This is a genomic window from Cryobacterium sp. TMT1-62 (assembly GCF_004403145.1).
Lineage (GTDB): Bacteria > Actinomycetota > Actinomycetes > Actinomycetales > Microbacteriaceae > Cryobacterium > Cryobacterium sandaracinum.
The window spans coordinates 111,212-131,621 of the sequence record NZ_SOGZ01000026.1 but is presented as its reverse complement, the minus strand read 5'-3'; the positions used below and the strand labels follow the sequence as shown (position 1 = coordinate 131,621).

22 protein-coding genes and 1 tRNA gene are annotated in these 20,410 nt (G+C 67.6%); 4 read left to right on the top strand and 19 right to left on the bottom strand.

The window, feature by feature from the left end:
- The 3 genes from E3T34_RS07185 to E3T34_RS07175 all read right to left on the bottom strand — a co-directional run.
- Positions 1 to 415: hypothetical protein (locus E3T34_RS07185; protein ID WP_198412270.1), on the bottom strand; the 415-nt coding region annotated here is incomplete at its 3' end.
- A gap of 276 nt (positions 416 to 691) precedes the next feature.
- Positions 692 to 1,525, bottom strand: a complete 834-nt coding sequence (locus E3T34_RS07180) for an inositol monophosphatase family protein (RefSeq protein ID WP_134342571.1) — start codon at positions 1,523 to 1,525, stop codon at positions 692 to 694.
- 31 nt (positions 1,526 to 1,556) lie between these two features.
- Positions 1,557 to 1,638, bottom strand: a tRNA-Tyr gene (locus E3T34_RS07175).
- A 152-nt stretch (positions 1,639 to 1,790) separates the two neighbouring features.
- On the opposite strand from E3T34_RS07175, the gene E3T34_RS07170 reads away from it, so the two are divergent.
- The gene (locus tag E3T34_RS07170; protein ID WP_104100715.1) at positions 1,791 to 2,807 is read left to right on the top strand and encodes a LacI family DNA-binding transcriptional regulator; all 1,017 of its coding nucleotides are present in this window, start codon (positions 1,791 to 1,793) and stop codon (positions 2,805 to 2,807) included.
- Positions 2,808 to 2,832: 25 nt separating this feature from the next.
- The gene (locus E3T34_RS07165) at positions 2,833 to 3,321 is read left to right on the top strand and encodes a YajQ family cyclic di-GMP-binding protein (protein ID WP_104100714.1); all 489 of its coding nucleotides are present in this window, start codon (positions 2,833 to 2,835) and stop codon (positions 3,319 to 3,321) included.
- A gap of 126 nt (positions 3,322 to 3,447) precedes the next feature.
- Here the strand turns inward: E3T34_RS07165 and E3T34_RS07160 are convergent, their stop codons facing one another.
- The 12 genes from E3T34_RS07160 to ubiE all read right to left on the bottom strand — a co-directional run bounded on the left by E3T34_RS07160 (position 3,448) and on the right by ubiE (position 14,528).
- Positions 3,448 to 4,317 carry a type II secretion system F family protein gene (locus E3T34_RS07160; RefSeq protein ID WP_241972956.1) on the bottom strand — a complete coding sequence of 290 codons (870 nt, stop codon included), beginning with the start codon at positions 4,315 to 4,317 and terminating at the stop codon, positions 3,448 to 3,450.
- Positions 4,318 to 4,326: 9 nt separating this feature from the next.
- Positions 4,327 to 5,283, bottom strand: coding sequence for a type II secretion system F family protein (locus E3T34_RS07155; protein ID WP_241972955.1), 957 nt, complete (start codon positions 5,281 to 5,283; stop codon positions 4,327 to 4,329).
- On the bottom strand, positions 5,280 to 6,764 hold the full coding sequence (locus E3T34_RS07150) for a CpaF family protein (protein ID WP_134342570.1): 1,485 nt from the start codon (positions 6,762 to 6,764) through the stop codon (positions 5,280 to 5,282). The genes E3T34_RS07155 and E3T34_RS07150 overlap by 4 nt, the downstream gene beginning before the upstream one ends.
- Positions 6,761 to 7,768 (bottom strand): AAA family ATPase, encoded by a 1,008-nt coding sequence (locus tag E3T34_RS07145; protein WP_134342569.1) that lies wholly within the window; start codon positions 7,766 to 7,768, stop codon positions 6,761 to 6,763. The genes E3T34_RS07150 and E3T34_RS07145 overlap by 4 nt, the downstream gene beginning before the upstream one ends.
- Positions 7,765 to 8,502 (bottom strand): Flp pilus assembly protein CpaB, encoded by a 738-nt coding sequence (gene cpaB / locus E3T34_RS07140; protein ID WP_158252035.1) that lies wholly within the window; start codon positions 8,500 to 8,502, stop codon positions 7,765 to 7,767. The genes E3T34_RS07145 and cpaB overlap by 4 nt, the downstream gene beginning before the upstream one ends.
- 8 nt (positions 8,503 to 8,510) lie before the next feature.
- On the bottom strand, positions 8,511 to 9,560 hold the full coding sequence (locus E3T34_RS07135; protein WP_134342568.1) for a TadE/TadG family type IV pilus assembly protein: 1,050 nt from the start codon (positions 9,558 to 9,560) through the stop codon (positions 8,511 to 8,513).
- Positions 9,548 to 9,937, bottom strand: coding sequence for a TadE/TadG family type IV pilus assembly protein (locus E3T34_RS07130; protein ID WP_241977359.1), 390 nt, complete (start codon positions 9,935 to 9,937; stop codon positions 9,548 to 9,550). The genes E3T34_RS07135 and E3T34_RS07130 overlap by 13 nt, the downstream gene beginning before the upstream one ends.
- Before the next feature lie 134 nt (positions 9,938 to 10,071).
- Positions 10,072 to 10,266, bottom strand: a complete 195-nt coding sequence (locus tag E3T34_RS07125) for a Flp family type IVb pilin (protein ID WP_104100708.1) — start codon at positions 10,264 to 10,266, stop codon at positions 10,072 to 10,074.
- A 385-nt stretch (positions 10,267 to 10,651) separates the two neighbouring features.
- Complete coding sequence (locus E3T34_RS07120) at positions 10,652 to 11,284, bottom strand: A24 family peptidase (protein ID WP_134342567.1); 633 nt, start codon at positions 11,282 to 11,284, stop codon at positions 10,652 to 10,654.
- A 6-nt stretch (positions 11,285 to 11,290) separates the two neighbouring features.
- Positions 11,291 to 12,676, bottom strand: coding sequence for an FAD-dependent oxidoreductase (locus E3T34_RS07115; protein WP_134342566.1), 1,386 nt, complete (start codon positions 12,674 to 12,676; stop codon positions 11,291 to 11,293).
- Positions 12,677 to 12,699: 23 nt separating this feature from the next.
- Positions 12,700 to 13,770, bottom strand: coding sequence for a polyprenyl synthetase family protein (locus E3T34_RS07110; RefSeq protein WP_369827960.1), 1,071 nt, complete (start codon positions 13,768 to 13,770; stop codon positions 12,700 to 12,702).
- Between the two features lie 32 nt (positions 13,771 to 13,802).
- Positions 13,803 to 14,528 (bottom strand): bifunctional demethylmenaquinone methyltransferase/2-methoxy-6-polyprenyl-1,4-benzoquinol methylase UbiE, encoded by a 726-nt coding sequence (gene ubiE, locus E3T34_RS07105; RefSeq protein ID WP_134342565.1) that lies wholly within the window; start codon positions 14,526 to 14,528, stop codon positions 13,803 to 13,805.
- A 65-nt stretch (positions 14,529 to 14,593) separates the two neighbouring features.
- On the opposite strand from ubiE, the gene E3T34_RS07100 reads away from it, so the two are divergent.
- Entirely contained in the window at positions 14,594 to 15,826 is a 1,233-nt protein-coding gene (locus tag E3T34_RS07100) for an isochorismate synthase MenF (RefSeq protein ID WP_233191371.1), read from the top strand.
- 88 nt (positions 15,827 to 15,914) lie between these two features.
- On the opposite strand, the gene E3T34_RS07095 is transcribed toward E3T34_RS07100, so the two are convergent.
- Genes E3T34_RS07095 through E3T34_RS07085 form a run of 3 tightly spaced genes read right to left on the bottom strand, consistent with a single transcriptional unit; the run spans position 15,915 to position 19,045 of the window.
- Positions 15,915 to 16,781 carry a PPK2 family polyphosphate kinase gene (locus E3T34_RS07095; RefSeq protein ID WP_104100702.1) on the bottom strand — a complete coding sequence of 289 codons (867 nt, stop codon included), beginning with the start codon at positions 16,779 to 16,781 and terminating at the stop codon, positions 15,915 to 15,917.
- Between the two features lie 49 nt (positions 16,782 to 16,830).
- A complete protein-coding gene (gene menD, locus E3T34_RS07090; RefSeq protein WP_104100701.1) occupies positions 16,831 to 18,567 on the bottom strand; it encodes a 2-succinyl-5-enolpyruvyl-6-hydroxy-3-cyclohexene-1-carboxylic-acid synthase in 1,737 nt (578 codons plus the stop codon).
- Positions 18,560 to 19,045, bottom strand: a complete 486-nt coding sequence (locus E3T34_RS07085) for a PLD nuclease N-terminal domain-containing protein (protein ID WP_134342564.1) — start codon at positions 19,043 to 19,045, stop codon at positions 18,560 to 18,562. Before E3T34_RS07085 ends, menD begins: the two co-directional genes overlap by 8 nt.
- Positions 19,046 to 19,116: 71 nt before the next feature.
- Here E3T34_RS07085 and E3T34_RS07080 point away from each other — a divergent pair, with 71 nt between their 5' ends.
- Entirely contained in the window at positions 19,117 to 19,428 is a 312-nt protein-coding gene (locus E3T34_RS07080) for a DUF4229 domain-containing protein (RefSeq protein WP_104100699.1), read from the top strand.
- Here E3T34_RS07080 and E3T34_RS07075 read toward each other — a convergent pair.
- Positions 19,402 to 20,382 carry a 1,4-dihydroxy-2-naphthoate polyprenyltransferase gene (locus E3T34_RS07075; RefSeq protein WP_134342563.1) on the bottom strand — a complete coding sequence of 327 codons (981 nt, stop codon included), beginning with the start codon at positions 20,380 to 20,382 and terminating at the stop codon, positions 19,402 to 19,404. The two genes, E3T34_RS07080 and E3T34_RS07075, sit on opposite strands and share 27 nt — an antisense overlap.
- Between the last annotated feature and the right edge of the window lie 28 nt (positions 20,383 to 20,410).

The window sequence follows — 20,410 nt, the reverse complement described above, 5'->3', positions numbered from 1 at the left end:
CGGCCGGGTGAACGGCGGGCGCCAGGCGCTCCCGGGCCGATGCGCGGCGGGGGCGGGAGGCGGGCTGTTCCGCGCGCCGCTGCGCCCGGGTGGGGAAGGGGATCTCCGTGGACGTCGTGACGGCGGAGATGGCCGTCTGCAGCCGGTCCACGTCGGAGACCGGAGCGTCGGCGGCGGCCGGCGCGGCGATCAGGCGGTCCGAGTCAGCGATCGTCACGGACTCGAATTCGGGTTCAGCGAGGCTCGCGGCGACCAGAAGGTCGAGGTCCGGCGTCGACGGCCCGGCACCAGCGGGATCGGCGGCGGTCGGCGCGTCGGTGACCGCGGAGCCTGGAATGTCCAGCACCGGGACGGACATCCGCTCGCGCTCGCGCAGTTCGCGACGCGTGAGGGGCTTCGTTTCAGGGTCACTCACACCCGGCACCGAGGCAGCCGAGCTAGAGGAGTGAGGGAGCAAAGGATCGGTTCTTTCGGCGCATTGGACAGAAGAAGATAGTCGTCTTGGCCTCAACCAAAGTAACGAATCAGTACAGGCTACCGCCCGGAGGCCGGTTATCCCTACTCTTCGAAGCAGAATGACACCCGAAAAAGGGGCACCGCCTCCGTTTCCGGCGATCTCCCCGGGCCGCCACGAGCACGTCGGTCACCGGTGTTTCCGCGGCATCCGTCTCGTTCGAAGCGGTTCAGTCGCCTACGCTTCCGCGTCGGCCATGAAGTCATCGAAAAGTTTGGCCAGAAGGGGTTGGCAGACCCGATAAAGGTCGGGAGCCCCGGCAATGAGCAGGCCCATACCCTCACGGTCGGCTCCGAAGCCACCGACTCGAGCGCCGGCCTCGCGCGCCACCAGCGCGCCGGCCGCGTGGTCCCAGGGGCTCAGCCCGCGCTCGTAATAGAGGTTCAACCGCCCGGCGGCAACCGAACACAAGTCGAGTGCGGCCGACCCGATGCGACGGATGTCCCGTACCTCGCCGATCAGGCCCCGCACGACGTCCGCCTGCCGCTCTCTTTCGGCCGCGCGATAGGAGAAACCGGTGCCCAGCAACGCCAGCGACAGCGGCACGTCCGTCGGCACCTGCAGCCGGCGGACCCCCAGCCATGCCCCGTCACCTGCTGCCGCGGTGAACAGCTCGTCACCGGTCGGGTTGTAGACGGCGCCGGCCAGCGTGGTCCAGGTGGCCGGATCGGGGTCACCCTCGACGACGGCGATACTAATCGCCCAGGCCGGAAAACCGTAGAGGTAATTGACGGTGCCGTCGATCGGGTCCACGACCCAGGTCAGGCCGGATGTGCCGCGGGTGGCCGCCGACTCCTCTCCTAAGAAACCGTCATCGGGCCGGGCGTCGGCCAGGAGAGCCCGAATCAGCGACTCGGTTTCCCGGTCGGCCAGGGTCACGACGTCCTCCAGGGAGGACTTCGACGCGGCGACCTGCACCCCGACAGTTCTCCGCCGGGCAGCCATTTGCCCCGCGGCGAGCGCGGTGTCCTGGGCGAGGCGAAGCAATCCGGCTGAGGCACGTGTGGTCATGGTGCAACGCTAAATGATGCGGAAGAGAGAGTGGCAAGTGAGGGATTCGAACCCCCGAAGTCTAAGACGGCTGATTTACAGTCAGATCCCTTTGGCCACTTGGGTAACTTGCCAGTACGCACCCGACCATATGCAAAACACGTGACCGGAGACGCTCAGTCAGAATACAAGGTTTTGGTCCCCAGTGAGAAATCGGCACGTCCGGTACCTATCGGACGGTGGATATGATCGGAGATGACTCAACTTCATTCCCGATAGGAACCTCATGGTAGGCATCGATGACGTCGCCCGCCACGCGGGCGTCTCTACCGCCACTGTTTCGCGCGCACTCAGCGGCAACGGCCATGTATCCCCTGCCACCCGTTTAAAGGTCGAAGCATCCGCCGGGGAACTCGGCTACGTCGTCTCGTCCACGGCATCGAGTCTCGCCTCCGGCCGGATGAAGAACATCGGTGTCGTCGTTCCGTTCCTTGACCGCTGGTTCTTCTCCAGCGTTGTCGAGGGTGCGCAGAAATCCCTCTTGAAGAACGGCTTTGACCTCACCCTGTTCAGCCTGACCGGCGGCGGAGGCGAGCGCCGCATCGTGTTCAACCATTTCCTGCTGCGTCAGAGAGTGGATGCTGTCATCGCGATTTCGCTCGAACTGACCACGACCGAAGTCGCCACCCTGCACGCACTCGACAAGCCGCTGGTCGGCGTCGGCGGCCCGATCGAGGGTGTTCGCACGCTCACGATCGACGATGTTGCCGTGGCCAGGCTCGCCACGGAACATCTCCTCTCCCTGGGCCACACACGGATCGCACACATCGGCGGAAATGAGGACGTCGACCGGGACTTCCATCTTCCCACCAACCGCCGGGTCGGCTATGAGTTAGCCCTGACGGCAGCCGGAATCACTCCGGCTGCCGAATTGTTCAGGCCTGCGGACTTCACGATGAAAAGCGGCTACCAAGCGGCCATTCAACTTCTTGGCAACCCGCGCGGTCGGCCGAGCGCCGTATTCGCCGGCTCAGACGAGATGGCGATCGGAGTCATCCTTGCGGCACGGGACCTCGGCCTCGTCGTGCCACGGGACGTGTCCGTGATCGGAATCGATGACCACGAACTCGCGGACTTCTTCGGCCTCACCACGATCGCCCAGTTTCCGCAGGGGCAGGGCGAGAAGGCCGTCGAGATCCTGCTGGACCGGCTGCGTCCGGGCCAGAACCAGCTCTCGTCCCTGAACACCCCCATGCCATTCGAGCTTCTCGTGCGCTCCAGCACTGCCCGGCCGGGCGAATAGGCACCCACTGGGTACTATTGCAGGCATGGCAGACTCAACGTTCGACATCGTCAGCAAGGTAGACCCGATGGAGGTCGACAACGCCCTCAACCAGGCGCACAAAGAGGTCGCACAGCGCTACGATTTCAAGAATGTCGGCGCCTCGATCGAGATGAGCGGCGAAAAGGTGCTCCTGAAGGCCAACTCCGAGGAGCGCGTCAAGGCCATCCTCGAGGTCTTCGAATCCAAGCTGATCAAGCGCGGCATCTCCCTGCGCAGCCTGGACGCTGGTAATCCCTTCGCCTCGGGCAAGGAGTTTCGGATCGAGGCCTCGATGAAGGCAGGGATCGACCAGGAAAATGCGAAGAAGATCAACAAGATCATCCGCGACGAGGGCCCCAAGGGCGTCAAGAGCCAGATCCAGGGCGACGAGCTGCGGGTCAGCTCGAAGAGCCGCGACGACCTGCAGGCCACCATGGCCCTGCTCAAGGGCAAAGACCTCGACGTGGCCCTGCAGTTCGTCAATTTCCGCTAGGCCCACGCCTGCATTCACCAATTCGACGGAGATTTTGCCGATTTCGCCGCGGAAGTGCCTCAAAGCGTGTTTTTACAGCAGAATCTCCGTCGAATTCGTTAGGGGCGCGTTCGGCTCCGGCGAGGTTCAGGAGAACGCTTCGATCATGCTCAGCACGGCTGGGGTGAGTAGCACGATGAACAGCACCGGCAGAATGCAGAAGATGAGTGGGAAGAGCACCTTGACCGGGATCTTCATCGCCTTCTCTTCGGCGCGCTGACGGCGGCGCAGGCGCATTTCCCCGGCCTGCACCCGGAGCACGTCCGCGATCGCGATGCCGTAGGTGTCGGCCTGGATGACCGACCGGGTGAACCGGCGCAGGTCCGATGACGAGGTGCGGTCGCCGAGCGCCTGATAGGCGTGCGTTCGGGTGCGGCCGATGCTCATGTCCTGCAGGGTGCGGATGAATTCCTCCGCGAGCGGCCCCTTGCCGTTCGTCGCCGCCTTGGCCATGGCGGCCTCGAAGCCGAGGCCGGCCTCCACGGCGATCGTCATCTGGTCAAGGGTGTCGGCCAGGGCGTTCTGGATCTTCTCTTGTCGCTCCTGCCCGCGGCTGATCAGGAGAAGGTCGGGCACGAAGAAGCACAGAACCACAAGGAGCGCACCGAGCACGAATCGCGTCGGGACCGGGTCCCCGCTGATCCACAGGAGCGCCAGGAGCGCACCGGCGGTGCCCGCGAGCGGCTTGGCGATGAGGATCTTGTCGATGGTCCAGGCCGGGGGCCGACCGGCGAGCGCCAGCCTGCGGTCGAGCATCCCGAGGTACCCTCGGGGAGCTAGTTCGCGCATCGTTCGACCCCGTCTGACGCGCGTTGCGGTCGTCCCGACGAGGTTTAGACCTGCATCCCCGAGGTCGGTGATCGGCTTGCCAGCGCGACCGCCGACGAGGATGCCGACCAGGACCGCGAATCCGCCGGCAACGGCCAGCGAGGCAAGCATTGCGATGAGTGAAGGCACTGGATTCTCCTAGAACTTGACCTTGACGACGGCCATCATCCACAATGAGCCGGCGACGAGCAGGATGGCGGCGACGACCAGGGCGGCGATGCCCCAGATGCTGCCGAAGAAGCCGGCGAAGTAGTTCGGCTGCGTCAGCAGCAGAAACGTGAACACCCCGATCGGCAAGAGGATCAGCACCCAGGCTGACATCTTTCCCTCGGCGGCGAGCGACTTCACCTGGCGACGGATCTCGTTGCGTTCCCGGATGGTGTGGCCCACCCGGTCGAGCACCTCGGACAGGTTGCCGCCGACCTCACGGTTGACGGCGATCGCCTGCGCCACCCACTGGAAGTCCTCGCTCCGCATCCGGGTGGCGGTGTTGTCGAGCGCATCACCGAGGTCCCGGCCGATGCGAGTCTCATTCACGACCCGAGCCAACTCGTCCGCCGACGGCGACGGCGTCTCCTGGGAGGCCGCGTCCACCGCCCGCAGCAGGCTGTGACCGGCCCGCAGGCCGCCGGCCAGAAGCGCAAGGGTTTCGTCGAGCTGTTCCGCGAACTTTGCGCGACGCTGCCCCGCACGCACGTGAAGAAACGCCTTCGCGCCGATCGGGCCGAGCGCCGCGAAGGTCGCCAGGAGCGGTATCGCCCAGAAGGTGCCGTTTCCCAAGAGCAGGCCGGTCAGGGCCAGCACGGTCGACGTCGAGAGCACCATGAGCACGAAGCCGGACGGCTGCATCCGGATGCTGGCCTGTTCCAGTTCCTCCGCGGTGAACGGCGCGCGGCCGCGACGAAGGATCGCCCCCTCGATGGCCTCGACCGTGCGGTCGGTCACCCGGGTGAGGGTCGACGTGTCCACCGCGCCCGGCGCTCGACGGCGTTCCAGCGGCACCCGGGGCCGTGGTGGTGCGATCACCAGGAAGACGATCACGAACAGGGCGATCAGCGCGGCGGCGATTCCTCCGTAGAGGGCCAGCTCATTCATCTCTGGCTCCGGGTGACGAGGTTGGCCTGGAACACGCTCGGGGACAACGGAATTCCGAGGTCCCGGAATTTGTCGGCGAACCGGGGCCGCACGCCGGTCGCCACCGCGTGGCCGAGCAGGCGTCCGGCCTCGTCGACGCCGGCACTGTAGTCGAAGACGAAGGCGTCCTGCAGGGTGACGATGTCACCCTCCATGCCCTGGACCTCCGTCACGTGCGTGACCCGACGGGTGCCGTCCTTGAGTCTGGTGATCTGGATGATCACATCGATCGCCGACGAGATCTGCTCTCGGATGGCGCGCAGCGGCAGGTCCATTCCGGCCATCAGCACGAGGGTTTCGAGCCGGGCGATCGCGTCGCGCGGCGAGTTCGAGTGAACGGTCGAGATCGATCCCTCGTGCCCGGTGTTCATCGCCTGCAGCATGTCCAGGCTCTCGCCACCGCGGCACTCGCCGATCACGATTCGGTCCGGCCGCATCCGGAGGGAGTTGCGCACGAGGTCACGGATGGTGATCTCGCCTTTACCCTCAATGTTGGCCGGCCGGGATTCCAGCCGGATCACATGGTCCTGCTGCAGCTGAAGCTCCACCGCGTCCTCGATGGTGATGATGCGCTCATTGGAGGGGATATAGGCGGAGAGCACGTTGAGCAGCGTCGTCTTCCCGGTTCCGGTGCCGCCGGAGACGATGATGTTGAGTTTGGCCTTCACGCAGGCATCCAGCACCTGGGCCATTTCGGCGCTCAGCGTGCCGAAGCCGACCAGGTCGTTCACGGTGAAAGGTTCGCGCGCGAACTTGCGGATCGTGAGCGAGGAGCCGTCGACTGCGAGCGGCGGGATGATCGCGTTCACCCGCGAGCCGTCGGCGAGGCGCGCGTCCACCAGCGGCGACGACTCGTCGATGCGGCGCCCGACCTTCGACACGATGCGCTCGATCACCCGGCGCAGCTGGGCCTCGCTGGTGAAGCGGGCAGCGCTGCGGCTGAGGCGACCGTCACGCTCGACGAAGATCTGCTCGTGGCCGTTGACCATGATCTCGGTCACGCCGACGTCGGCGAGCAGTGCCTCCAGCGGGCCGTAACCGAGCACGTCGGCACCGATCTCGGCGATCAGCCGGGTGCGCTCCTCCGGACTGAGCGGAACCTGTTCGGCCGCGACGATGCTGCCGAGTTCGGCCCTGGCATACGAGTGCAGCTGTTCCTCACTCAAATTAGGATCGTTCAGGCGCGTGCCGATTCGACCGAAGAGTTCCTGTGCCGCCCGTTCCTTGAGTTCTGCCAGTGGGTCAAGCGGCGGCGCCGGGATGGGCGCGGGTTCCGGAGCGGGAGCCTCTGCCTCCGGTGCAGCTGTGGCCTCGATGGAGGGTTGAAGGGCAACGTCCGTCACCGCCCTCGATGCAGAGAGGTTGCCGTTGCCGGTCTTCTTGTCGAGCTTGTGCAGTGGACCATCGCGGCGTGCCGCCTCCACTCGGTCGGTCAGTTTCATGCGACAACCACCCTTCGATGCAAGCGACCGCGTTTGAGTGACGCGCTGGGGTCGAATCGGCGCACCAAGTCCGTGAGGGCAGCCGACGCTGGATTTTTCTTTCCGTTCTGGAGCAGCGGAATGCCACGATTCGTGGACAGCGTCACCAGGCTCGATCGGGGAACGGCGACGTCCACCGGCACACCGATCGTTGCCTCGACGTCCTTCACGCTCAGCCCGCTCACCCGGTCGGCGAAGTTCAACACGACATGACGGGCCGGCGGCATGATGCCGATGGTGGCGAGAACGGCGAGCTCCTTGCGCAGGCCGCGTGCACCCGGCACGGACATGTCGCAGAGGAATACGGCGTCTGTGGCAGCCTCGAGGGCGGCCAACGCGTGTTCACCCAGGCCGGGCGCCGTGTCGATGATCACGAACCGAAAGATCCCGGCGAGTTGGCGAATCAGGTGACCGAGCTGCTCGCCGGTGACCCGGTCCCCGTCGGCCGGCGACTCCGCGCCGCACACGACGTAGTAGCCGTCCGGATGCGGGGTGAGGTAGGCCTTGAGCACCATGGCGTCGTTGGCCGCGACGGTGGTGACGGCATCGGGCAGGAAGCGTCCGGGTGTCAGCGACAGGGCCATGGCCACGTCCCCGAACTGCACATCGGCATCGACGAGCACCACCGACAGCGGGGCCAGCTTGGCGAGGCCGACGGCCAGGTTGGTCGCGATCGTCGTCTTGCCGACACCGCCCTTGGCGGCCACCACCGCGATGGTCTGGCGCGGGATGACCTCCGGCTCCGGAGTCTCCTCGGTCGTGGGCGGATCGAGGGTGGGGGGTTCGAGGGTGGACGGTTCCTGCTCATCGGCTGCCGACCGGTCGTCGAGTGCGGTGACATCCGCTAGCCCGATCTCGCCCGAGCTGCCATCCCGGGCTTCGTCGCCGGGTCCGACGGCCGAGGCCGTCTGCGCTACCGACCCCAGCACCCCGTCACGCCAGGGGCTCAGTCGTGGGCGGCTCATTGGAACACGACGCTTCCGTCGACGACCGCTGAACCGGTCTCATCAGCCGTCTTCGGCTCGATGGTGAGCCACACGCTGCCGAATTCCTTGCCCCAAACCAACTTCTGGATATCTGCGGTCGGCCGAGCGAGAGTGACCATGACGGTCTCGGCTGCCTCGGCTGCCGCGTCCGCTCCGTCGGCAGGGGGCGTACTGGTTCCCTCGCGTACCGCGGTGACGAGCACCTTGTGGAAGACCTGCCTGCTGATTGGCGTGTCTTCGGCGCCGTCAGCGCCCTTGATGGTGGCGGAAATCACGACGCCGACGGTGTCGCCCGGCTTGATCGTGCCGCCGACCACCCGCTCGACGGGAAGGGCGATGCTGACCGCCTGCATTCCCTCCGGCAGTGCGACGTCTCCGCTGGCCGCCCGCGTGGCGGGCGTCACCCAGCGAGACTCGAGCAGCTGCTCGCCGGGCATCAGTGCGGTGTCCGCCACCAGGCCCTTCAGGTCGCTCAGCTTCGTCACCCGGCCCGGCACCGCGGCGAGGGCCGGGATCTGCTTCGCGGTGATGAGGTCGGTGATCGCGCTCGCCTCGGTGCCGGCTGGGATCTCATCGGCGACCAGGTAGACCGATACGAACTCGGCGCCGTCGGCTGCTCGCGCGTCGGCGCTGTTCACGTAACCGGTGAGCACGACGGTGCCAACGATGGCCAGAACGATCGCGAGGATCGCGCCAATGAGTCGGGTTTTCATTGCAGCTCCTACTTGATTAGGTTGACGCTGGTTGCGTTGAGTTGAGGCCCGCCCAGTCCGAACGCCCCGTCGATGGAGACCCATTTATTGAAGTAGCCCTGGATGCCGTTCCAGTTATTGCTCTTGTCGCTTTCATCGCAGGGTTTAGGGGCCTTGGGGTCCTTGGGAGCCTTGGGAGCTGTTGGGGCTGCGGCGGGGCAGAGCGGGGCCAGTGGATCGAGGACCTTGGTGGACGGGAAGTTCCAGCCGGTGATGGTGAACCCGGCAAAGGCGAAGATGCGATACTCGGCGTTGGTTCCCGTGCCACGAACGCGGTCATAGATCGGCACCAGCACCGTCGTGCCCTTGAGGCTTTCCAGCTTCGACTTGCAGTCGGTGTTCACACTCCCGCCGGCGTCGCTGCCCACCCAGAGCTGCCCGGCCGCGTCAAGGTTGAGACTCAAGTTGACGATCGCCACGCAGGCGTTGGCGTTGTCAAGCCAACCAAATCCCCCGGGGATGACTTCCTCTGAGGGAGCGTGCTTGCAGATCTTGTTGGTATCGGTGCGGATGGTCACATGTTTGCCCGACGCCGCCAACGACTCCTGAAACTCGCACCAGGACAGCGCGAGCGCGAGCACGGGGCCGGACCCCGGGCCGCCCCACTGCGCCGTGGCGGTCGCGCCTACGGTCGTAGGGTCGACGCCGATGAACCGGGCGAAGGGGTGACTGATGGCCCCTGCATTGGTGCCGGCGACGCGGGTGCTGTCGGAGACCGTCACGGTCTTGTTAGCCATGCTGATGCTCGGTGCCAGCACGTTGGCGGCGCCGTCATTCGCGTTGTCGTTGGTGAAGCGCGCGGCGGCGCCGGCCGGATCGGTGCAGTCACCGTCCTGGCAGTCGCGGGCGATGGCGAGGGCGGCGGCATCCGCGCCGTTCTGAAGCTGTGCGCGTTCCGCGTAGAGGGCCCCGACATCGACTGCAATCGCCACGAACCCCAGCAGAGGCACGAGCAGGATACCGACCATCACAGCGCTCGCACCGCGCTCGGAACGAAGCCCACGATTCAACCACCGCATAGCATGACTCCTTTGCCGGTCAGGGGAAGCGTGGTGCCGAAATAACCGGTCAGAAGTGACACGCTGTAGGTGATGGTGACCGTGACGGCCTGGTTGGCGGCACACGCCGCGGGCGTGATCGAGATCTGGCCGCCCGACATGCTCGGGCTGATTGACGGGGCGGCGGCGATGGCCGCGGCCTTGGCCGTCGACTGGCTGTTGTGAATCGCCATGTTCCTGGCGCCCTCGCGGGCCGCATTTGACAGCGAAATCTGAATGTTGTAGAGCCGGCTGAACTCGATGAGGCCGAGCACCAGCAGCAGGAGAATGGGCAGCACGAACGCGAACTCCACGGCGGCAGCGCCGCGTTCGCCTCGTCGATGGAGGAAACGCATCATTTGGTGGCCCCTTCGGGTAGGCCTGGCGTTGCGGGTGAAAGTCGGGGGTGAGTGCGGGCGGCGGCGGCTCGCCTTGGCAAGCCGCCGCCGGCGCACGGGGTTCTGGCGGTCAGTCTCCGCCGGCCACGCGTCGGTTAGCCGGGGGTGCCGCCGAGGTCGACCGCAACGCCATTGAACATCCCCGTCAGGGCGAGGCCGATTGCGCCGACAGCGCCGATGATGACGACGGCGATGAGCGAGACCATGAGGCCGTACTCCACTGCGGTGGCGCCCTCTTCGTCGGTGCGCAGGCTGTTCATGAGGGCCTGAATTTTGGTGTAGAACTTCATCTCGGGTTTTCCGTTCTGTGTGGGCCGGCCAGGTCGGCCGAGCGAATGACCACAAGCTACGTTCGTCGAGAAAACCTCACTACACCCCAAAAGGGGGGGCCCCTGTCTTAGGGGTAGCTGAATGAGCGCTAGATGAAATCCGAAAGCGGCATGACAATGACTCGCGACGTGGGCTTGTCGCGAGCGAGGCCGTCATTCGGGTTCGGGCCGGTCAGTTCGAGTGGCTCAGGGAATCGCGCGGGAGGTGTCTCCGGGCGCGCCGCGGGCAGGAAGATTCGGGTACACAGGTACTCCTCGGGTGAAGCGAACTCGCCGTAGGGTCGGCGACAGCGTCACCGTAGCCCCGTCTCAGCGAACGTCCTGGCCCCCCGCCGGGGGGGGAAATTCAGGCAAACAGCACGCCCAGGAAGGCCCCGGCGAGCATGGACGGCCCGAACGGGATGGAGCCCCGCAGGGTCACCCGGCGAAGCGTCAGGGCAACCAGCGAGACCAGGCCGCCGATCAGGAAGGCGCCGAAAGCACCGACGAGAAACGGGGTCCAGCCCAGGTAGCCGAGCGCAAGGCCGATCACGGCGGCCAGCTTCACGTCGCCCATGCCAATGCCGCCGGGCGAGATCAGGGCGAGCACGAGATAGAACGCGAACAGCGCGGCACCGCCAAGGAAGGCCCCGAGCAGGGCCTGCCAGGCCCCGGATGCCGCCGCCGCGAGCGTCAACAGTATCGGTAGCACGATCAGCGAGGGGTAGACCAACGCGTTCGGCAGACGCTTCTCGTTGATGTCGACGACGCTGAGCACCACGGCAATCAGTGCCAGGTACAGATACGCCGGCAGCTCCCACCCGACCCCGAACTCCCACACGACCAGGGCGACCAGCAGGCCGGTCGACACGGTCACCGCGGCACGCACCGGCCAGGCGAAGCGGCGGCGGATGCGCAGCATCCGTTCGGCAATCCCGGTCAGGAAAACCCCGAGTGCGGCGCCGATCAGACCGGCGACAATCGACAGCCAGGGCGCCACGCGCGTCTACCTCACGCCGCGGGAAATCGTGACCATCTCGTCGCGGGGAACCACCTTGACCCGCACGCGACCCTCGTCGGAGCCGAGCGCGAGCTCGTGCTGATCGAGCCGGTGCCAGCCGTCGAGGTTCGTGTATTGCACCCCTCGCTCGTCGAGCAGGTCCACGATGCTCTGCTCCGAGGGCGACTCCGGGCGCCACCAGTTGCCGAGGTCGTTGATCAGGTGCCGCACGGTCTCCATGGCGTCGGACTTCGTGTGCCCGATCAGCCCGACCGGTCCGCGTTTGATCCACCCGGTCGCGTAGACGCCGTACAGCTGCGTGTTGGCGCTCTTCGATCCGAACGATGGGTCGCCCTTCCAGAGAACCTGCCCCTCCCGGTTGGGGATCACGCCGTGCTTCCTGTCGAAGGGAACGCCCGGCAGCGGCGACCCGAAGTAACCCACGGCGCGGTAGACGGCCTGGATCGGGAGCTGGCGGATCTCGCCGGTGCCGACGACGCCGCCCTGCCCGTCGGGGGTGGTGCGTTCGTAACGGATGGCGCCGACCCGGCCCTCGCCGTCGTTGACGATCTCTACGGGCTTGGCGAAGAAGTGCAGGTGCAGGCGGCGGCTGGCCGTGCCGACCGGGCGCTCCCGCCACTTGTTCAAAACCTTGTCGATCACGAAGACCTGCTTGTTGCTGGCCACGGCGTCCCGCGCGGCATCGTCGTAGTCGAAGTCCTCGTCGTAGAGGACGATGTCCACATCGGGCAGGTCGCCGAGTTCCCGCAGCTCCAGCGGGGTGAACTTCACGGAGGTCGGTCCACGGCGGCCGAACACGTGCACATCCGTCACCGGCGATGCCTTGAGTCCCTCGTAGACGTTCGTCGGAATCTCGGTGCTCAGCAGGTCGTCGGCGTGCTTGGCGAGCATACGTGCGACGTCGAGCGCCACGTTGCCGTTGCCGATGACGGCAACCTCCTGGCTCTCCAGCGGCCAGGAGCGCGGCACGTCGGGGTGCCCGTCGAACCAGCTCACGAACCGGGCGGCCCCGTAGGACCCGTCCAGGTCGATGCCCGGGATGTCCAGGTCGGCGTCGCGCACGGCCCCGGTCGCGAAGATGACGGCGTTGTAGTGCTTCTTCAGATCGTCGAGGGTGATGTCGATACCGAACCGCACGTTGCCGAAGACGCGGATGTCGCCGCGGTCGAGCACATCGCGCAGGGCCGTGATGATGCCCTTGATCCGGGGGTGGTCCGGGGCGACGCCGTAGCGCACAAGTCCGTAGGGTGCCGGCAGGTGGTCGAACAGGTCGATCGAAACCTCGAAGTTCCGTTCCGCCTTGAGCAAGATGTCGGCGGCGTAGATACCCGCAGGTCCCGCGCCGACAATGGCCAATCGCAACTTGGTCATGGAAGCCTTTCTAGCTTGATCGTCTAACTGGATCGTTCAACGATCGTGTCGGCGAAACGGGTGAGGGCCTTCTTGACCGAGCCGTCCGGCAGCGGGGCGAGGGCTTCGACCGCGTCATGCGCCCAGCCGTGCGCCTCGGCGAGGGTCTGCCCGGTCACGTCGTGCTCGCGCAGCGCGGTGATCGCGGAGTCCGCCGCAGCGGTCGCGACGCCGTTGCTGGCCATCACGTCGCGTTCGAGGCGTTCGAGCAGGGCGGCGGCGTCGGCGTCGTGCGGGGCGCGCTCGCGCAGGCGCAGCAGCGGGAGGGTGGCCACCCCGGCGCGCAGGTCGGTGCCGGGCACCTTGCCGGTCTCCTCCGGCTGCGGGGAGAGGTCGAGCACATCGTCGATGAGTTGGAAGGCGACGCCGATCTTCTCGCCGAACGCGATCACCGGCTTTTCGAACTCGGAGGGGGCGTCGGAGAAGATGATGCCCGCCTGGGCGGCCGCCGCGATCAGCGACCCGGTCTTGTCGGCGAGCACCTGGATGTAGTGCTCCACGGGGTCCTGGCCGGGCTGCGCACCGACGGTCTCGTGCAGTTGGCCGAGCACGAGGCGCTCGAAGGTGTCGGCCTGCAAACGGATGGCCCGTTCGCCCAGCCGTGCCATCAGCTGGTTGGCGCGGGCGAAGAGCAGATCCCCGGTCAGGATCGCCACCGAGTTGCCCCACACGGTCTGCGCGCTCGGAACCCCGCGGCGTTTGTCCGAGTCGTCCATCACATCGTCGTGGTAGAGCGAGGCCAGGTGGGTGATCTCGATCGCGGTGGCCGCGGTGATGACGTCCGCGTGGTTGCCGCTACCGAGGTGGGCGGTGAGTAGTGCCAGCATGGGGCGCACGCGCTTGCCGCCCGCGTTGAGCAGGTAGCGGCTGGTGACGTTCGCGATCTCGTCGGCAAAGGTCACCTCGGCGAGCAGACTGGCCTCGACCTGGTCGATTCCCCCGTCGATGCCCGCGGCGAGGCCACGGTCCTGGGCGGTCGAGAAAATGCGATCGCTGAGGCCGAGCTGGCTCGTCACGGATGAGCCGCGACGGAACAGGGGCATGCTCGGTTTCACTCTGTCAGCCTAACGATCGGATCTGGGAGGATTCAAGACGGTGCGTTTGACGCATCCGTCGGCTTGACGCCGCGATGCAGTGCCACGATACCCAAGGTCAGGTTACGGTAGGCGACGGCGTCGAAGCCCGCCTCCCGCAGCCAGGCACTGAGGGTCTGCTGATTCGGCCAGGCCGCGATCGACTCGCCCAGATAGTCGTACGCCTCCGCGTTGGAGGACGCGAGCTTTACGATCATCGGCATCACGCGAGTGAGGTAGGCGAAGTAGCCCAGCCGGATCGGTGCGAACGGCGGCGTGGAGAACTCGCAGATCACGACGCGCCCCCCAGGCTTGGTCACCCGGTAGAACTCGGCCAGGGCCTTCTTGGGCTCGACCACGTTGCGCAGGCCGAACGAGATGGTCACGGCGTCGAACTCGTTGTCGGCGAACGGCAGCGCGGTGGCATCGGCCTGAACGAACTCGACCTGCGGGTTGTCCGCGTGGCGTGAACGGCCGACCGCGATCATGCCCTCAGAGAAGTCGGCGGCCACAACGTGCGCGCCCGTCTTCGTCAGCGCGACGCTGGAGGTGCCCGTTCCGGCGGCGATGTCGAGGATGCGTTCGCCGCGCCGGGGGTTCACGGCGCGGGTCGCGGCCATCCGCCACAGGGCCGCGTTCCCTACCGAGAGAACGGCATTCGTGCGGTCATAATGGGTGGAGACCTGGTCGAACATGGCAGCGACCTGCTCGGGCTGCTTATTGAGGTCTGCTCTACTCACTCCCACAGTCTAGATTGCCCGCGGACACGCCGGGCTCTCCACAGCCTCTGGCATAGGCTATGCAGGTGAATGCTCAGGCTCTAACGGTTGAAACCACCCCCATCGCCGACATCCGCCAACTGATTCTTCTGCTCGACACCCGAGCACCGCTGCTCTGGATGCGGCGCAACCAGGGTCTGGCCGGCATCGGCACGGCCCTGCGGCTCGAGTTCTCCGGAGCGACCCGGCTGACGGATGCCGCCACCGCCTGGCGCGACGTCGCGGCCGCCGCCACCGTGTCCGACCCGATCGAAAGCACCGGCACGGGCCTGCTCGCTTTCGGAGCCTTCGCCTTCGACGCCTCCTCGGCCCAGACCAGCGTGCTGATCGTGCCGCAGGTCGTCATCGGGCGCGACAACGGCCGATGCTGGGTGACGCGCATCTGGCCGACCGGCACCACGCCGCCGGAGATTCCCCTGGCTCGCCGTCCTCTCGGCACCGAATACCGCATCTCCCTGCTGCCGGGCGCGCTACCGCCCGCCGGGTACCGCGACGCGGTCGGCGAAGCCGTGTCCCGCATCGCCTCCGGAGACCTCAACAAGGTCGTGCTGGCCCGCGACCTGGTCGGGCGGCTGCCGGCAGAATCCGACCTGCGCCGCGCCGTCAGCGAGCTGGCGCTGGGCTACCCCGACTGCTGGACCTACGCGGTCGACGGCCTCGTCGGCTCCAGCCCGGAGACCCTCATCCGCGCCGACCACGGCGAGGTCAACGCCCGCGTGCTCGCCGGCACGATGTCGCGGGGCGCGGATGCCGCCTCCGACCTGGAGGCAGCCCTCCAGCTGGCCACCTCCGCCAAGGACGGCGACGAACACGCCTTCGCGGTGCAGAGCGTGCTGGCCTCGCTCCGCCCGCACACCTCTCACCTCATCACCAGCGAGATCCCGTTCACCGTGAAGCTGCCGAACCTCTGGCACCTGGCAACGGATGTCGAGGGCACCCTGAGCGACGGATCGAACTCGCTCGACCTGATCGCCGCCATGCACCCGACGGCCGCGGTCGCCGGCACGCCCACCGGGACGGCGCTCGCCCTGATCCGCGAACTCGAGCCGTTTGACCGGGGCCGTTACGCGGGCCCGGTCGGCTGGGTCGGCGCCGACGGCGACGGCGAGTGGGCAATCGCCCTGCGCTGCGCCCAGGTCAGCCCCGCCGGCAGCGTCACGGCCTACGCTGGCTGCGGCATCGTGCTGGACTCCGAGCCCGAGCGCGAGCTCGCCGAAACCCGCATGAAGTTCCGCCCCGTCGTGGAGGCCTTCGGCTGAGAAGCCTCCGCAGACTCCGCGCAGCGAGGATCCCCACTCCGGGCGAGAGTGCCCGCTCCGCGGGCCACTCTCGACCGAACGAACACACTCAGGTCGCGGCGAGGCGGGCCTTCTCGACCTCGACGTCGAAGGTCGCGGACGGCCAGGTCAGGTCGAGACGCTGCAGGGCGTCGATCAACAGGTGCTGCACGGCCAGGCGGGCGTACCACTTCTTCTCGGCCGGCACTACGAACCAGGGCGCGGCAACGGTCGACGTGCGTTCGAGGGCGAGCTGGTACGCCTCCTGGTAGGCGGCCCATTGCATGCGTTCCTCGATGTCGCCCGGGTTGTACTTCCAGTGCTTGTCCGCGCGTTCCAGCCGCTCGGCCAGGCGCTCCTTCTGGTCGTCGGAGCCGATGTGCAACATGACCTTGACGATCGTCGTGCCGGCGTCGACGAGTTCCTGCTCGAACCGGGTGATCAGGCCGTAGCGCTCCTCGATCTCCGCCGCCGGGGCCAGCGCGCGTACGCGGCCGACCAGCACATCCTCATAGTGTGAACGGTCGAAGACCCCGATCAAGCCGGCGTCGGGCAGCCGTTTGCGCACCCGCCAGAGGAAGTCGTGGGACCGTTCCACCTCCGTGGGCGCCTTGAACGCGTACAGACGGATGCCCTGGGGGTCGACAGCGCCGACGACGTGGCGCACGATGCCGCCTTTGCCGGCCGTGTCCATGGCCTGCAGCACGAGGAGCACGCGGCGCGGGTCGCCGGACCGGCTGTTCGCGAAGAGCATCTCCTGCAGGTCCGACAGCACGCCGGCCCCGGAGGCCAGCGCTTCATCCGCGCTGTCCTTCTCCACCCCGTCGAAGCCGGGCGTCGAGGCGGGGTCCACGCCCGCGAGCCGGAACCCCGGCGTCACCCGCAGCAACGCCCCCGGTTCCCCGGCCCAGAATTCCTGCTCGCTACGTCCAGCCACGGTGCACCCTTCGTTACAGGATCAGTGTCCCGCAGACGCCCCGGCAAACCTAGCGAACCAGCGGAACCTCGAGGATGCTCGGCCCCGCGTGCGGCGCGGTCAGCGCGCGCTCGAGGTCGCTCCGGGTGGCCGCCAGACCGTATGACCAGCCGTAGGCGGCGGCGAGGTTGGCGACGTCGGCCTGCTGCGGGGTGAAGAGAACCCGGTTGATCGCGTCGGCGCGGGCGGATGCCGCCACCTCCAGACCGTCGAAAATGGTGCCGCCGCCGTCGTTGCCGACGATGATCTGGAGCCGCGGCAGCGCCTCCCCCGGGGTGAGCAAGAGCGACCCGACATCGTGCAGCAGGGTGAGGTCGCCGACCACCAGGCGGGTGACCCCGGTGGACTGCGGCGTCGGACCGGTCTGGCTGGCCAGGGCGATGCCGACGGCCGTGGCGACCGTGCCGTCGATGCCGGCCAGGCCGCGGTTGGAGTGCACGGAGATCTTCTTGCCGGGAACGCGGCGGTCGGCCACCCGCACCAACCGGGAGGCACCGAAAACGAGACGGTCGTGCGGCCAGGAGGCGCGCCAGACGGCGTCCACGAGCATGGGCCGGGTGACCGGCGCGCGCATGGCGGCCAGCTCTTCGCGGGTGATTCCGCGATCACCGATCGGGATCGATTCGCGGGCGGCTCCCGCGGCCAACAGGTGCCGGCTGGACATCACCCAGCGGCCCAGCCATTCCCGCCCCTCGGGGCTGCCGGCCGCTGCGATGGCCACGGCGTCTGGGGTGGCGGCGCGGGCGAATACGCGCACCCGGTGTCCGGGGTTGAACCATTCGGTGCCGGTGGGAGCCACCACAATGGTCTCCACACCCTCGCGGACGATCATGGCCGGCACCTCACGGCTGAGCGTCGGGTGACCGAACACGACAGCGCGCTCGACCCGCCCGCCGAGGTCGGAGGCCAGCAGCAACTCGCGGTAGGCGGAGACGAGGTTCGGGCCGAACCGGGCGCCGCTGCACACCTCGGCCAGCAGCGGCCAGCCGCCGGTACGCGCGAATTCCTCGGCCTCGGGGCCGGCGCCCGTGCCGGCGATGACCACGGTACGCGGTCCGCCCGTGACCGGGAAGACCGGTTCGGTCGGGGAAGCGTCCACGACGGGCGCGGCGAGCACCGCGGCCGACTCGGCGAGTCCGACCGGGCCGGAGATCGCTTCGGGAGTCAGCGCCACCGGCGCCGACAGCGGCTCCCGGAACGCCAGGTTGAGCTGCACCGGGCCCGGATCGAGCGAGGTGGCGCCGGTGGCGGCATCCGTCGCCCGTCGGGCCAGGGCAATGGCGTCGGCGTGCTCGCCGGCCGCACCCTCCGGTGCGGGCGCATCCACGCACAGGCGCGTCGCCACACCGAATAGACCGGGCTGCACGGTGGTCTGGTTCGAACGGATGCCGCGCAGCTCGCTCGGCCGGTCGGCCGTCAGCAGGATCATGGGCACCCCCGAGTGGTGCGCCTCGAGCACCGCGGGGTGGAGGTTCGCCACGGCCGTGCCCGAGGTGCAGACGACCAGCGCCGGCCGGCCGGCCTCGACGGCTAGGCCGAGGGCGAGGAAGCCCGCGCCGCGCTCGTCGAGGCGCACGTGCAGCCGGATCAGCCCGATCCGCTCCAGTTCGGCGGCGGCCAAAGCAAGGGCCTGCGACCGGGCGCCCGGGCTGAGAACCAGGTCGCGCACGCCCAGACGCACGAATTCACCCAGGAGAGAGAAGCTGAAGTCTGTGGCCGGGCTACCGCTCGACGCGATGTCAGGCATCCCGCCGGCCAGGCAGGTCGCCTTCGCCCGGCTCGGATTTTTTCGGCTCGAACCCGGCTTGGCCGTTCTGGCCGGCCTGACTGCCCTTACCGCCCTGACCGGTCGTGCCGGAGGTTCCTGTCGTGTCGGTGGTTCCTGCCGCACCGAGGTCCCGGGGATCCGGAGCGTCGAGGTCGGCAAGCTCCTGCTCGAGGGCACGGAGTCGTTCCTGGTCGGACGTGGCCCGTTCCAGACCCTTGAGGAAGTCGATGTCGTCGTCGGGGGCGAACGATCGCACGATCTTGCCCGTGCTGGCACGGCCGCGGCCGATCAGCAGCCACAGTACCGGCCCGATCACGGGAATGAGCACGATCACGAACATCCACACCCAGCGTGGTAGCCCGCGAACCCGGGATCGTTGCAGGAGCGCGCAATCCACCAGCGCGTAGACGGTGAGGACGACGACGACGACTCCAAGAGCGAACCACAGGCGAACCATTCCCACAGTGTATGGCTCCCACCCGTGAGATCGGTGAGTGAGCGCACAGCCCGGCGATCTAAACTGTGGCCATGAATGTTGTTCCCGCCTGGGTGTCCTATTCGGTCTTCCGCGTGCTCCTGTTCGCCGTTCCGCTCGCCGTGATGCTCTTCCTCCGGATCGAGTGGTGGCTTGCCGCGATCGCCGCCGCTGTGATCGGAGCCTCGCTCTCCTTCATCTTCTTGCGGAAGCCTCGCGAGAAGGTCGCGCTGGGCCTCTACCAGGCGCGGCACCCCGATACGGAGTCGGCGCACCCCGACGCCGTGTCCGAGGATGCTGCCCTCGACCGGGCCGATGCGCGGGCGGCCGATGCCGACCTACAGCGCGAACGCGAGAGCCAGTAGCAGCCCGTAGGCCAACGCCGAGATGCTGGTCAGCTTGAGGGCCAGCACCAGTTCGGTCGAGGTCGTCGCCGTCACCGTGATCAACCCGGCCGGCGCCGCCAGCAGCAGCACGAAAAACGTCAGCCAGGCCAGCGGGTAGAAGACCGCGAAGAAGGCGACGATCGCGAACGCCAGCAGCAGGAACAGGCAGAACACGACGCGCGACGCCATGCTCCCGATCAGCACCGCGAGGGTGCGTTTGCCGGATGCCCGGTCCGGCTCCAGGTCGCGCAGGTTGTTGACCATCAGCACGGCCATGGCGATCAGGCCGATCCCGACACCGCTCAGCCAGCTTTCGGTGTTCACGGTGCCGACCTGCACATACGTGGTACCGACGGTGGCCACAAGGCCGAAGAACACGAAGACGAAGACCTCGCCGAGACCGAAGTAGCCATACGGTTTGCGTCCGCCGGTGTAGAACCAGGCCGCAATGATGGCGAGGACACCCACCAGCAGCAGCCACCACTGACCGGTCAGCACCACCAGGGTGAGGCCGGCGAGCGCGGCGAGCGCGAAGAATGCGAGGGCCACCGTGAGTACGGCACGGGGCTGGGCGGCTCCGCCGCCGGTCAGCCGGGCCGGGCCGATCCGGTTGGCGTCAGTGCCGCGGATACCGTCGGAATAGTCGTTGGCGTAGTTCACGCCGATCTGCAGGCACAGGGCCACGATCAGGGCGAGCACCGCTCGTACCGGATGGAAGACGCCGGGGCCGCTCACGACGATCGCCGCACCGGTGCCGAGGGCCACCGGTGCGATAGCCAGCGGGAGGGTGCGCAGGCGTGCTCCGGAGACCCAGTCTCCTGCCGTGGCCGGTCCGGTTCGCGCCGGGCCGCGGCCGGCGGGGGCGTTCCGCCGGGCCGGGTTGCCCGACCTCCCGTTCCGGGCCGCCGAAGAGGTCGCTGCCGAGGGATTCAATCGCTGTTGTGAGGGCCTGACCGGCCGC

What these genes read in the sequence shown, in the direction of transcription:
- menD (WP_104100701.1), bottom strand. Translation starts at nt 18,567, where the DNA reads ATGCCTGACATCGCGTCGAGCGGTAGCCCGGCCACAGACTTCAGCTTC.
- E3T34_RS07165 (WP_104100714.1), top strand. Translation starts at nt 2,833, where the DNA reads ATGGCAGACTCAACGTTCGACATCGTCAGCAAGGTAGACCCGATGGAG.
- E3T34_RS07155 (WP_241972955.1), bottom strand. Translation starts at nt 5,283, where the DNA reads ATGAATGAGCTGGCCCTCTACGGAGGAATCGCCGCCGCGCTGATCGCC.
- E3T34_RS07080 (WP_104100699.1), top strand. Translation starts at nt 19,117, where the DNA reads ATGAATGTTGTTCCCGCCTGGGTGTCCTATTCGGTCTTCCGCGTGCTC.
- E3T34_RS07150 (WP_134342570.1), bottom strand. Translation starts at nt 6,764, where the DNA reads ATGAAACTGACCGACCGAGTGGAGGCGGCACGCCGCGATGGTCCACTG.
- E3T34_RS07085 (WP_134342564.1), bottom strand. Translation starts at nt 19,045, where the DNA reads ATGGTTCGCCTGTGGTTCGCTCTTGGAGTCGTCGTCGTCGTCCTCACC.
- E3T34_RS07170 (WP_104100715.1), top strand. Translation starts at nt 1,791, where the DNA reads ATGGTAGGCATCGATGACGTCGCCCGCCACGCGGGCGTCTCTACCGCC.
- E3T34_RS07145 (WP_134342569.1), bottom strand. Translation starts at nt 7,768, where the DNA reads ATGAGCCGCCCACGACTGAGCCCCTGGCGTGACGGGGTGCTGGGGTCG.
- cpaB (WP_158252035.1), bottom strand. Translation starts at nt 8,502, where the DNA reads ATGAAAACCCGACTCATTGGCGCGATCCTCGCGATCGTTCTGGCCATC.
- E3T34_RS07125 (WP_104100708.1), bottom strand. Translation starts at nt 10,266, where the DNA reads ATGAAGTTCTACACCAAAATTCAGGCCCTCATGAACAGCCTGCGCACC.
- E3T34_RS07130 (WP_241977359.1), bottom strand. Translation starts at nt 9,937, where the DNA reads ATGATGCGTTTCCTCCATCGACGAGGCGAACGCGGCGCTGCCGCCGTG.
- E3T34_RS07115 (WP_134342566.1), bottom strand. Translation starts at nt 12,676, where the DNA reads ATGACCAAGTTGCGATTGGCCATTGTCGGCGCGGGACCTGCGGGTATC.
- E3T34_RS07180 (WP_134342571.1), bottom strand. Translation starts at nt 1,525, where the DNA reads ATGACCACACGTGCCTCAGCCGGATTGCTTCGCCTCGCCCAGGACACC.
- E3T34_RS07135 (WP_134342568.1), bottom strand. Translation starts at nt 9,560, where the DNA reads ATGCGGTGGTTGAATCGTGGGCTTCGTTCCGAGCGCGGTGCGAGCGCT.